This is a genomic window from Sporocytophaga myxococcoides DSM 11118, assembly GCF_000426725.1.
In the GTDB taxonomy this organism is placed as follows: Bacteria; Bacteroidota; Bacteroidia; order Cytophagales; family Cytophagaceae; genus Sporocytophaga; species Sporocytophaga myxococcoides.
On sequence record NZ_AUFX01000005.1, the window covers coordinates 424,456 to 437,436 of the forward strand.

Annotated in this window: 11 protein-coding genes; 4 read left to right on the forward strand and 7 right to left on the reverse strand. The window is 35.5% G+C overall.

Annotation, left to right across the window (positions count from 1 at the left end; genetic code table 11):
- The first annotated feature begins 170 nt into the window (after positions 1–170).
- From K350_RS0107805 to K350_RS0107820, 4 genes are all read left to right on the forward strand, one after another.
- Entirely contained in the window at positions 171–1,502 is a 1,332-nt protein-coding gene (locus K350_RS0107805) for a pyridoxal phosphate-dependent aminotransferase (protein ID WP_028979426.1), read from the forward strand.
- Between the two features lie 196 nt (positions 1,503–1,698).
- The gene (nrtS, locus tag K350_RS27920; RefSeq protein WP_156026967.1) at positions 1,699–1,944 is read left to right on the forward strand and encodes a nitrate/nitrite transporter NrtS; all 246 of its coding nucleotides are present in this window, start codon (positions 1,699–1,701) and stop codon (positions 1,942–1,944) included.
- A gap of 176 nt (positions 1,945–2,120) precedes the next feature.
- Positions 2,121–3,869, forward strand: a complete 1,749-nt coding sequence (locus K350_RS0107815; protein WP_028979427.1) for a malectin domain-containing carbohydrate-binding protein — start codon at positions 2,121–2,123, stop codon at positions 3,867–3,869.
- Positions 3,870–4,051: 182 nt separating this feature from the next.
- Positions 4,052–5,191: a sterol desaturase family protein gene (locus K350_RS0107820; protein WP_028979428.1), complete on the forward strand. Its 1,140-nt coding sequence runs from the start codon at positions 4,052–4,054 to the stop codon at positions 5,189–5,191.
- A gap of 154 nt (positions 5,192–5,345) precedes the next feature.
- On the opposite strand, the gene K350_RS0107825 is transcribed toward K350_RS0107820, so the two are convergent.
- The 7 genes from K350_RS0107825 to K350_RS0107855 form a co-directional block, all read right to left on the reverse strand.
- The gene (locus tag K350_RS0107825) at positions 5,346–5,717 is read right to left on the reverse strand and encodes a VOC family protein (RefSeq protein WP_028979429.1); all 372 of its coding nucleotides are present in this window, start codon (positions 5,715–5,717) and stop codon (positions 5,346–5,348) included.
- 167 nt (positions 5,718–5,884) lie between these two features.
- On the reverse strand, positions 5,885–7,186 hold the full coding sequence (locus K350_RS0107830; protein ID WP_028979430.1) for a DEAD/DEAH box helicase: 1,302 nt from the start codon (positions 7,184–7,186) through the stop codon (positions 5,885–5,887).
- 144 nt (positions 7,187–7,330) lie between these two features.
- Complete coding sequence (locus K350_RS0107835) at positions 7,331–8,473, reverse strand: MFS transporter (protein WP_028979431.1); 1,143 nt, start codon at positions 8,471–8,473, stop codon at positions 7,331–7,333.
- 113 nt (positions 8,474–8,586) lie between these two features.
- Positions 8,587–10,494 carry a DUF4476 domain-containing protein gene (locus tag K350_RS30915; protein ID WP_028979432.1) on the reverse strand — a complete coding sequence of 636 codons (1,908 nt, stop codon included), beginning with the start codon at positions 10,492–10,494 and terminating at the stop codon, positions 8,587–8,589.
- Positions 10,495–10,606: 112 nt separating this feature from the next.
- The gene (locus tag K350_RS0107845; protein ID WP_245598572.1) at positions 10,607–11,485 is read right to left on the reverse strand and encodes a bestrophin family protein; all 879 of its coding nucleotides are present in this window, start codon (positions 11,483–11,485) and stop codon (positions 10,607–10,609) included.
- Complete coding sequence (locus K350_RS0107850) at positions 11,485–11,889, reverse strand: MaoC family dehydratase (protein WP_028979434.1); 405 nt, start codon at positions 11,887–11,889, stop codon at positions 11,485–11,487. The genes K350_RS0107845 and K350_RS0107850 overlap by 1 nt, the downstream gene beginning before the upstream one ends.
- Before the next feature lie 2 nt (positions 11,890–11,891).
- The gene (locus tag K350_RS0107855; protein WP_028979435.1) at positions 11,892–12,977 is read right to left on the reverse strand and encodes an aminotransferase class V-fold PLP-dependent enzyme; all 1,086 of its coding nucleotides are present in this window, start codon (positions 12,975–12,977) and stop codon (positions 11,892–11,894) included.
- Positions 12,978–12,981: the final 4 nt, after the last annotated feature.

Below are 12,981 nucleotides of genomic sequence, written 5' to 3' on the forward strand. Positions count from 1 at the left end.
TGATTCTCAAGGGTATTTAAGGCCTGAATTTTACATTTCAACCAAAGATAAAGGAAAGAGAAGGGAACTAATTGAAAAAAATATCCTTTATAAGACATAATGAATTTTATACCAGGGAATAATTTTTTAATTTTATCCCTTTCTAAGGAAAGGTTAGGACAAAATAAAGCATGAGACAAAAGATATTAAGCGGTGGAGCAAAAGAACTTAGCTATGAAATAAGGGAAATAGTTAAGAAAGCTGATCAGTTGAAAAACCTTGGCTTAACTATTTACTGGGAAAATATTGGCGATCCGATCCAGAAAAATTCCGAAATTCCTCTTTGGATGAGGGAAATTATTTCAGATTTGGTCATGGATAATAAATCTTACAGTTATTGTCCCTCCAAAGGTAATCTTGAAACAAGAAACTTTCTTGCTAAACTGAATAATGCCAGAGGTGGAGCTCAAATTACTGCGGACGATATATTGTTCTTTAATGGTCTGGGTGATGCAATTGCAAAGGTATATCAATTTATAGACCCTACTTTAAGGGTTATAGGACCATCTCCGGCTTATAGCACCCACTCTTCAGCTGAAGCTGCACATGCAAATCAGGTTCCGATTACTTATAAGCTTGATCCAAACAATCATTGGTATCCTGATCTGGATGATCTTTATAATAAAGTAAAATACAATCCGAATATCATAGGAATTCTGATTATCAATCCTGATAATCCTACAGGGATGGTTTATCCTTATGAAACTTTGAAAAGGATTGTAGAAATAGCCAGGGAATTCAAACTAATGCTGATCAGTGATGAGATTTATCTTAATATTACATACAATGGAGCAAGAGCATACTCTCTTGCTGAGGTAATTGAAGATCTTCCTGGAATAGCAATGAAAGGTATTTCTAAAGAGCTTCCTTGGCCTGGTTCAAGATGTGGCTGGATGGAGTATTATAATAAGGATAAAGACAAAGAGTTTACTAAATTCTGTGCTGCATTGGACAATGCAAAGATGATTGAAGTTTGCTCTACTACTTTGCCTCAGCTGGCCATTCCAAAAATTATGGGTGATCCTAGGTTTAAACCATATAGAAAAGAACTTAATGAGCGCATTGGAAGAAGAAGCAAGATTATAGCTGATATTCTTTGTGAAATACCTGAACTGATGTTTAACGAAACATTCGGTGCGTTTTACAATACCATAATTTTTAAAGAAGGTGTATTAAGATCAGATCAGAAACTGAAGATTGAAAATCCGGAGGTGAAGAAGCTTGTAGAAAGCTGGGTTGAAAAAGAAGACGTGGCCTTGGACAAGAGATTTGTTTATTATCTGCTAGCTTCTACAGGAATATGTGTTGTTCCTATTTCATCCTTCTGTTCTGATCTGAAAGGCTTTAGAATTACACTTCTTGAAGAGAATGAAGAAATGCTTAGAAATAATTTTATAAGGCTCAGGGAAGCGATTAGAGAATATCTGGCAAGCAAAGCGGAGACTGTAAGAGTAATAGCTTAAAGAATAAAAGTTAATAAAAAAGCCCTTGCGTATTGAAATACTGCAAGGGCTTTTTATTTTCTCGCTCTTCTTGATGGTACTGATAAAAATATCATTTAATACTTTTCATTTTAAATTGAATTTAAGAACTTAAAGAAAAGTATTTTCAAATAAGCTCTGTTTGAATTTTAACAGGAAATTTTTAAAGATAACTAATATGCAATCTACTTTCATGAAATTTGCATTAAGACCTGCGACTGTGAAAAAAGGACTGATGGTAAGTTTAGTAGTGGGAACTGTTTTAAATGTCATCAATCAAGGTGACCTCTTTATATATCAGAAATGGGAAAGTCTTAGTTTCTTTAAATTATTTCTGACATATGTTACGCCCTTTCTGGTTTCAGTGTATAGTACGGCTACAGCTCTGGTAAACTTTGCCAAAGTAGAAAAGTATAATACTTAATGTTGTTGAATTTATCAGGTGATTGAATCCAATTTTGTAAATACATTTGTTAATTAAAAGTTGTATTTCATTTGGTTATACTTGCTAATAGTTTATTGTAGAAGTGATTTTTGTTTTTTTTACTTTATCTTTTGGTGAATTTTTTTAAAATTTTTCTAAACTCAAAACTAATCATCATGAAGAAAACATTTGGGACTACATTGTTTTTTTGCTTTTTAATTTTGTCAGAACTTCATTCCCAGGTAATAGATTGGGTAAAGCCTTATGAAGGGGAATTTGCTACTAAGCTGGAGAATATTGATGCAGACAGTAACAGGTATGTTTACGAAAGTAACGAAGAACTTTCTCCTGAAGGCTGGTCAATTATTGTTAGCTATCTTGTAAAGTATGATAAAAATGAAGTGCTGATATGGAAGGCGCCGCTGCCAGGTGTTAACTATGTTGATGGAATAGCAAAGCTTGATTCTGACGGAAATATTATATCAGTTGCTGTCACCGACTATTATTCAAATTTACTAGTATCAAAATTTACCCCATCAGGTAATAAGGTTTTTGAAACTTCAACCACTCAGAATTCCGCAGGTTGCTTCGTTTTTCCAAGGTATGTTAGTATCGACAGTGATAATAATATCTACATTGCTGGCAATCTGAATGGATTCTATCAGTTTGGTTCTTTCTCGTTAAAATGTCAGATTGATTATGAGACCCCATATTTTATTCAATATTTTGATGAGCCTTTTCTAGTTAAGATTAACTCACAAGGACAATATACATGGGGAAAACTTGCTAGTAGTTCTGAACCATACGGAAATATATCCACTGCTTTAACTACAGATAAGTTTGGAAATGTTTATTTAGGAGGAAGCTATCTTTCTAATATCAACTTCCAGGGGGAAACTTTGCTTAATACTTCAAACTATCATGATCTTTTTTGTATAAAGTATGATAGCACTGGAAACAGGATATTTGCGTTAGGCCGAGGCACAGCAGAAGGTATGGAAGTGGTGGAAAAATTATCTCATGATGATGAAGGTAATATTTATCTACAAGGAATTGCAGATTTCCCTTTTGCTTTAGACAGCTGGACTGCATCCGGATCTTTTCTGGTTAAATTCTCTAATGGTGTGATCGGACATCCTATTGAATACAGAATCAATGCTGGAGGTCCTGATATCGATGCTGCGGATAAAAACTGGGAAAAGGATTATCAATTGCAACGTTCCGTTTATCTGGATCCTTTCAGCTCAAATCATACAACAGGAAGCTGGCATTATTGGCAAGGTATTAATACTACAGGAGCTCCTAATGTATTGTTTGGATCGAACAGATATGATTTACCTTTTGGCGGAGAACTGTCATATAACTTTCCTCTTTCAAACGGTATCTATAGGTTGAGTTTGTTTTTTGCAGAAAAGGTACCAGGAGTAACTCAAACGGGAGTGAGGATTTTTGACGTGAATGTTGAAGGTAAAGAAGTACTTTCTAATTATGATATTTTCGCAAGTGCTGGTTTCAATGCAGATAAAAAGAACTTTTATGTAAAGGTAACTGATGGTGTACTGGACGTAGATTTCATAAGAAATATCGGCAACCCTCAGGTGAATGGTATAGAAATAGTTTCATTGGAAACAGCAACGTTATATGCTTCCTCAAGATCTGCAGATCACATTATTCCAGCCACCAATGGAGGTTCAAAATACAATGTCTTCGGTAGAGATGCTGATGTAATATATATATCTTCTGAAGTAGAAAATACGCTTCCTGTGAATTTTAAAATATATGATATGCTAGGTAAGCTTGTGTATGAAGAAAATGTATCTTCATCTGATAAACAATTTAAGTTAGATACTAAGCAATTTGGTGATCAGCAAGGGCTTTATCTTATCAATCTTAATAATGAAGAAATTATTAAGATGATTAAATAGCTTTTTTGCATTACTTCATAATGCTCAATAAATAGAGTTTGAAAAGTGTTGTTGTTTTAAAATTTTAAAGCATGAAGATCTTATTTCTTCATGCTTTAAAATTTAAATATCTACAATGTTTCTTTAGGAGAATTTTTTATATTTATAATTAACTAAATTTTAAGTAAAATTTTTTAAAGCAAATGTCAGAAAAACCACCCTTTAAGATTGGAGAAGGCTATATAAGTAGTTATAGCTGTATATTCTTAGGATTATTATCATTGTTTGCAATTTTTTGTTTCCATTTTCCGGAACATTTTACAACACCGGAATTTCGTGAAGTATACACAGGTGAAATGATGAAGACCTTATTGATGGCTGTTATCATTGCTTCCTTCTTTTTTGCCACACTTGGCTTTTTGTTAAGTAAAAAGAAAAAGCTTCCTGTTATCGGAATTGTACTTTGCACACTCTCTGTAGCCTTGGGCGGTTTTGAAGTAAAATCAAGAGCTGTTGATAAAACAGCGTGGAGCATAGGCCTTGATTGGTTGTTAATTGATCTGTTTATACTTGCCTTGATTTTTATTCCTATAGAAATGGCATTCCCAAAACGGATAGGGCAAAAGAGATTTCATGCAGAATGGAGGACAGATCTTGTGTATTTTGCAATCAGCCATTTGTTTGTCCAGTTTTTCGGAGTTATCACGCAAGCACCTGCAAAGGTATTGTTTGGGCAATTAGGTCTTGATTCATTTCATAGATGGGTTCAGGGACTTCCTTTTGCAGTTGAGTTTTTACTTGCTTTACTGGTAACAGATCTGTTTCAATACTGGGCTCATCGTCTTTTTCATTCTCATGTGTATTTATGGAGATTTCATTCTGTGCATCATTCCACGCAATCAATGGACTGGCTTGCGGGTTCAAGGACACACTTTGTAGATATTTTTGTAACAAGATCAATTTCATTTATTCCTCTTTATATCTGCGGCTTTTCAACGATTACATTTAATACGTATATTATTTTTGTATCTATTCATGCAGTACTGATTCATGCCAACACAGGAATCAATTTCGGAATATTTAAATACATCTTTGTTACGCCTCAGTTCCATCACTGGCATCACAGTGATGACCCGAATATCTATGGTAAAAATTTTGCAATTCATTTCCCGTTCTTAGATAAAATATTCGGAACATATTATTTGCCTGGTAATGTATGGCCTGAAGGGACAGGAGTGAGGGAAGCAAATTATCCTAAAGGGTATTTTAAACAATTAGTTCATCCATTTACTAAAAGTCCATTTGATAAAGACTTAAATATGATTGATAAAAGTGAAAGATGATTTTTAAGTTTTTTAAGTGATAAGTTTTAAGTTGTAAGAAAATAAAGGAGTAGAAGGAGGAAGTTACAAATGAACTTTAATTGTTCTTCTTAATAAAAAGATTTAATTGATTAATTAAAAAGAGCCCACGTTTTTTAAGCGTGGGCTTTATCACTTAATTAACTGAATGTAATCCAATACGATTTCCTTCTGTATCTATTATATGCGAAATAAATCCATATTCACCTATAGGAGTTTTAGGGAATACGATTTTTCCTCCGCTTTTTTCAACTCTTGAAAGCTCATTCTGTATATCATCACAAGAGAAATATACCACTGTGCCTGATGAACTAGGTGTAGTTTCCTCGCCTTTAACCAAAGCTCCTCCTGAATTAGGACCATCATCAACCATGTCAAAAGTTGCCATCTCGAGATCATCCATTGGCATGTCGGTTAATTTTTTCTCAAAAACCGTACTGTAGAATTTTTTTGCTCTGTCCATTTCTTTTACTGGTATTTCAAACCAGCCTACTACGTTCCTTTCCATATTCTTTTATATTATAAAATGCCACTTACCAAGAAAACGAAACGCAATGAATATGGGTTCTCTATCGATAGTTATAAGGAATGTATGAACTCTTTGTGCAAGGATGAGGAGGGAAGCTTGTTTATGAACACTAACAAAAAAGGAGAACTAAAAATGTTCTCCATATGTTACTCACCTTTTTTATGCTTACGATTTTTTTTGCCAAAAAGCTTAAGTCTTTCCATGTACTTATAGTTATAAGTTTTGGCATTACTAGCCTTCTTTTCATGAAAAGCAGCACCTTTGGTTTCGTCCTGTTCGTCAGCTTCATTTTCTTTGTGACTTTTACGATCGCCTTCTATAATCAAGCCAATAGGTAACTCCTCAACCGGCAGGTTCTGACCAATCTCCTGTTCTATTTTTCTGATAAGAATCAACTCAATGTCAGTTGCAAATGAAAATGAGAGTTTTTCATTGTTTTGAGTTTCTTTTTTGATCCTGTCAATAAATAATACTTTGGAAGGAGGAATATCAAAATGAAAAATGAATGGAATATCTGCAGTATCAGTAATAGGATTTTCTTCATTTGAAACAACAAGCATTCTTATCTCAGAATTTTCAATAAAGGCGTCTAGCGAAGGAAGAGATGGATAGGAAGATCTATTTACTTTAAATAAAGCCACTTCTCCGGGATTCCTTTTATCAAGACTTTTGCAGATACTTTCTGCTGTTATTTTAGTATTGGCAAAAATAAGGACTTTAGAAAAAACTTCTGTATCCCTCATCAGAAGGTTAATCAGATTAAGCTTGGTCTTATAGTTTGGAACATGATAAAGGACCTGATCAATCACATCCATTTGTTCCATGCTGTCGATATCTACTTCAACAGTGTTGTAATGATTGAGAATAGGTTCTATCAAACGTTCCAATTTTTCATGATATACCTCAGAGAAAATAAGACGTTGGCATTTTAGAAGGCTCTCTGCTATTTGGAGAATGATTGTCTGAAACCCCTGCTTAATATGGCGTTCAGCATCATCTATAATAAATACTTTAAGCTGACTGAGGTTGATGCTGTTCTTGTAATACATGGCCTGTATTCTGTCTGGAGTGCCAACAACAATGTCTACACCTTTCTCCAACTCTTCTTTCAGACCTTCCATACCTGCTCCAGGAAAAATACCAAAATACCTCAGGTCAGTATTTTTACCCAACATTGTAAAGTGTTCAAGCAAGGCAAGTCCTGTATCTTTATCCGGAACTAAGACCAAAGCTCTGGGAGCTTCGCCCTGGGCATATTTTAAGCGCATCAGCGTTGTTAATACCAGAGAAGTAGTTTTTCCGCATCCTTCAGGACCAATACCAAGTAGATCCTGTCCTCCGAGAATCCTGGAAACTGATCTTGCCTGAAATTCTCTTATTCTACTGAATCCTGCATCCTGCATTGCAGTGATCAGTTGCTTGTTCAATTTTAATTGGTCCAAAGACATGTGGGAAGTATTTAATTTACAAAAATACAAAACTTATTTCTGCAAATAGTAAGAATACATGGCAATTACTTACATAATTTAATGTATATATAAGGCTAGGAAATATGCTTTCGTTTGAAAATCAAAGCTTTCATTTAATTGTTGTCAATCCTGATCTCGTTTGAGCACAAAAGAGAGTAAAGCGACACATAGGCCCAGAAATGAAATAATTAAGAAGGAAATCCTTAGGCTTGTTAAGCCTGCTACAATGCCAATAATGGGTGGGCCAATCAATAATCCGATAAAGCCAATAGAGGCAACTGCTGTGAGAGCAATTTCTGCGGGCACTTTGTTCGATTTTCCCGCAGCTCCATAAGCAAGTGGAACAACAGAGGAAACTCCCAATCCGATAAGCAAAAAGCCTATGGTCGCCGTTAATAGCTTTGGAAATATGATTGCAATAAGCAAACCGATTGTTATCAATAGTCCGCTGGCAAGCAGGGTTTGTTTTAATCCGAAACGAGTGGTATAGTTGTCGGCCAAAAACCTTCCCATTGCCATTGTTCCCATAAAAGCTGAGTAACCTACTCCAATCCAATCCTTTTCTGCTAAAACAACTTTTTTGAAGTAAACGCCACTCCAGTCAAACATAGCACCTTCACATGTCAAACAGCAAAAAGCAATGACTCCGTATATCAGAATTGATTTATCAGGTAATACGAATAGGGGAGCTTTACTTTTCTTTTTAATTGCTTTGGGAATAAAAAATGAGCAAATAGCAGCAATACTGAAAATAAAAAAAGTAACTATTAGAAAATGTATTGGTATTGAAACAGTTTTACTGATCATCAATGATCCCAGGGCTGCACCGCTGAATCCTGCAAGGCTCCAGAGACCATGAAACGATGCCATGATGGAACGATGATATAGTGCTTCCACCAACAATGCCTGGGTATTGACGGAGATATTTACTGTGTTGCTTGCAACTCCAAAGAGTAATAAAGCCAGAACTAATTCAAATTGATTTTCTGCAAGACCTATAAAGGAAAGGATCAATCCATAAGATATAATGGCAACCAAAACGACCTTACTACTCCCATATCTCGCCGCCAGCCATCCGGATAAAGGCATGGAAGCCAGCAAACCTGCAGGCAATGCAAACAAAACCATACCTAGTGAAGCTTCTGTTAGTTTTAATTTTTGCTGAATATCAGGAATTCTTGATGCCCACGTAGAAAAACAAAGACCATGCAGGAAGAATAGTGAACCTACTGCAATTCTTTGAGTTGTGCGACTATGTTCATTCATTGCCTCAGAATATAGATTTTGTTATGCTTGGAGAAATATTAATCTAAACTTATAAAACACAAAAGCAGAAAGAAAATCTTTCTGCTTTTTGTTTGTAATTAAATAGTTAAATTTTATTTCTTCTCAATATAATTATTCAATTCACTGATAGAGGAGGAGAACGAGAATACATCGTTCACTCTGTAATAATTTTGTTTATCTCCTGTAAAGTCATACAGGTATTTCGCAAGATCCAGCTTATCCTTTTCAAAAGAGAATAGAGTCATTAGCTCCACCACCTGTCCCGTTAATAAGCACCTTCCTTTTACTCCTTGCTTAGTAACCGTCATCATTGTTTCACTGAAGCTTTTTGAGGATATACTAGTTTTAAACCTTGAAAAATCATCACTTGTGAAACCTCCGTTTGTACATGAACTGCAAATAGCTGTATTAGAGTTTTGAATGCTGGTTGTATTATTGTCAGGCGTATTGCAGGCCTTTGCATTCATCGGTGAATGATTGTTGTTTAAATCTTTGGACGATAGAAATTGATCAAATTCTCTTTCATAGGTTGAAACTGAGAAAACAGAACTTACCATATAATATCCTGGTTTATCGCAAGTATAATCATATAGATACTTTGCCATATCAAACCTGTTTCTTTGTACATCCAATAACTTAATCAATTGAGTACATTGATTTACAGTAAGCATCTTAGGGCGAGCTACTTGCTGCATTAAGGATTTACGACTTGCCTCTGTTGGTTTGCTTTTTATCAGATTATATGATTTTGAAAATTCTTGTTCAGACATGCCATTCTTGTGGCATTTGTCTGATGAAGGATTTGAATGATTATTATTACTGTTGTTGTTTTGATTATTTCCTCTGCCGCCGGAATTTCCATTGCCTCCAGTATTATTTTGACCACTTCCGGAGTTTTGTTGATTAGCGGTGTTATTATTATTTCCGTTTCCATTATTTATAATGGTTGTATTATTAATAATAGTTGTGGAGTTATTGTTATTCGTTGTATTGTTTGAATTGTTGTTGGAATTGTTGTTGTTAACACTTGTATTATTAATCGCTGTTGAGTTGTTTCCTCCGCTATTATTGACATTATTACTTGAAGAGGCTATGTTGCTGCTTCCTCCTCCATTATTGTTGGAATCAATGTTAGTGTTTGATGCATTTACCTGGGTATTGGAGGTACCTTGAGTATTATTGTTATTATTGTCTGAAGAAGGATTACTAGTTGTATTATTGTTTGAGGGGTTATTGTTTGAAGTTGGATTTTCGCCCACAGTAACTATGTTATCTTTATTTATAGCATCAAATGGATTAGCGGTGATATAAAATAAGACATCGTTAAAATCATTGTCACTTCCCTGATCTCTTCTGGTATCTTCAAACCCAAGGATCAGTTTGTTACTACCTGATAAATTTAAAAGCACAGTATGAGCTTTATCTGTTTCTTTATTCTCGGGATTAAAAGCAGCATTGGAATAGATCAGGTAATTACCTTTAGTGACGTTTTCATTTCTCCATCCATCTGCGATTAAAAACCAACCAATGCCTGTATTGGCTGTGAAATTTCCAATTTTTACTGTATTTCCTGGGTTCAGATTACCTCCTCCTCCTGCTTGTGATGCATTAGGGAAAATGACAAAATAATCTTTTATATCAGATACTGATCGGGGAGGATTATTTATATCATAGGTGTAAAAACCCAAGCTGTTTTTCCACCCGGCAACTTCACCGACAAATGTAACCCAGACATCGGCTTGCTTGAAAAGTTTTAAATCTGTTTCTGCCTGTTTGGAAATATATTCAGGGTGAAATTGAGGGACAGGTTTTCTGTCCGGTAATGCTTCATTTATTTGCTTTAGTAATGCCTGATCCGGAGTAACTGTGGTTGTTTCCAGGTATTTAGGGGTTCCTTGTTGGTCATAGGATCCTAAATATTTAAAATTTTGAGCAAACGCTAAATTGGTTATAAGCGACAATGGAACAAGCCATTTTAAAAAGGAGGTTCTATAAAGCATAAATGCGTATAAGACTAATGTTTAGTTAGTTTATACGCAGACCTTTATAAAAAAGATTGTATTAGCTACTTGGAATTCTGAAAGAAATATTGACTAAACTTTAGTGTTTAGATTATTCGTAACTGATAATCTCTTGAATATTAGCTTTCATTCTACCCGCCATTTCATCAAAAGGAAGATCATTAAGGTCCTTGCCGAAAGGTTCTTCAATTTCTTCTGCAGTCAGAACGATGCTCATCATGACATAATACAGAATAATTTCCAGAGGTAAAGCTCCCCAGCCAAGATCGTTAGCAAGGCCAACAGGTAAAAGGATTACATAGATGTTAATGAAAAACTTAAGAAGCAATCCATAAGCAATTGGAATAGGGGTGTTTCTTATCCGTTCACATTTACCGCAAATGTCGATCAAAGTATTTACCTTGGTAACAAGAAGATATTGTTGCATATCAGTCAGCATCTTCTCTTTCCAAAGAATTTCAATCCTGGCCATAATAAGGTTAGCGATCGCAGAAGGTTTATGATGCGCCTGTTCAATAATTTTGAAGTCAGCATCTTCAAGGTCCTGCATGTCCTTCATTTTTACACCGCTTCTCAAATGTTCTTTAAGCGCATAAACAAAGGCTGTGAGCAAGTTTGCAATTCTCGTTTTTTCCTTGTTTCCAGGAGGTAATAAACCATTGATATCTATGGCAAAATTTCTGGAAATATTTACAAGTGCTCCAAGTTCTTTTCTTGCTTCCCACCATTTATCATAAGCAGTATTATTCCTGAACACGAGAAGTAAACCCAGTGCAGCACCCATATATCCAGGCAGTGCATTACTTATCTGGATATGAAAGATATCCTTCTGTTCCATGTAAAGTAATACTGCTGTAACGGCAGTAATATATACAAGGCCCCTTAATAATCTTTTAATTAATGAGCTTTTGAAGGAGAATAATAATCTTATGTCTTTAGGGCTGTATTTTATACCTAGAAAACGTTTCATCAAATCTTCTCTTTATTCATTACTTGAGCCTGACCATCAATGATGATTTTACCAGTTTCCTTATCAATGACTTTGGTTTCAATTATTGCCTGGTGCTTGTCTCTGTTTACTTCCAGAATGGTCAATATTGCTTCATAGGAAGTGCCGGCGTACATGGGGCGTTTGAAGTTGGCTTCCTGTTTTAGATAAATTGTTCCTTCGCCGGGGAAATTCATTCCAAGTATTTTGGAGAAAATACTGGTACCAAGTATACCGTGAATGATAGGCTTTTTAAACGCTGTTTTAGAAGCATAGTCAGAGTCCAGGTGCACAGGATTATGATCTCCTGACACCTCGGCAAATCTGATTACTTGTTCCTGTGTGAATGAAAACACTTCAGAATAAACCCGACCCAAATCAAGCATAATTAACCGATTGTTTTCTTAAGCGCGTTTACAAGCTCTTCTGTTTTTTCAATAGAATAAGCAGGGAAGTTCGCAATTCTTATTTGTTTTTCTTTATAACTGCTATAGCCGCTGCCCACTGCCAGATCAAATGGTTCCAGTTTCTTGTTAACTTCAGGCGCTGGTATGGCAGTGTTGGCAACAATGGTAGTCTTTGATCTGTGAGCAGGGTCTTCAACTCCGAAAGAGAAGTTATTGCTGTCTTTTATATAGCTATAAAGCATGTCAGCTTTTACTTCAGTTTCTTTTCTGATGGTTGCAATTCCTTTCTTATTCATATCCTCAATTACTTTACCAAGCAGAAATATATTCCAGACATTTGGAGTTTCCGGTGTCTGGTTATCTTTTGCTTTGCTTAGAATAGAAGATATGGTATGGTAAGTTCCTGTCAGAACTTTTTTAGCTTCCAGTTGCTTCGCCTTTTCAATCACTCTGTCATTTAGAATCCACACTCCTAGTCCTGCAGGAAGCCCAAAGCATTTCTGCACAGAGAAAAAGGTTGAATCTATTTTAGTAAAGTCAAACTCAGGATAGGGGAGAGATGAAACAGCATCGACAAATAACAGAGCTTCTTTGTTTTTTTCTCTTATCTTGTTGATATCAGATACAGGCATAGAAACACCTGAACTGGTCTCATTCTGTGTAAGGCAAATAGCTTCGGTTTCAGAAGGTATTTCAATATTCTCAGGATAGAAACCTTTTCCAAAAGCAGCTTCAGCTTTGAAAGCTTTTTTTCCAAGCTCTCCTGAGAATTCATAGAACCTTTTTGAGAAACTACCATTCACACAGTGAAAGCTTGTATGCTCAACACAGTTCTGGATAATTCTTTCCCAGATCTCAGTAGCACTGGAAAGGAAAAATATCTGATAATTGTCAGGTATGCTCAAAAGAGTTCTGAGTCCGTCTGTTGTATGTTTATACAACTCCTGGAATTGCTTGCTTCTGTGAGATATAACTCCGATTTTTTGCTCAAGCGCTGTTTGAACGTGAGCAGGTACTGTCGGGTATAGCTCAGATGGCCCTACCGTGAAAAATGTCTTTTTTACCACTGTT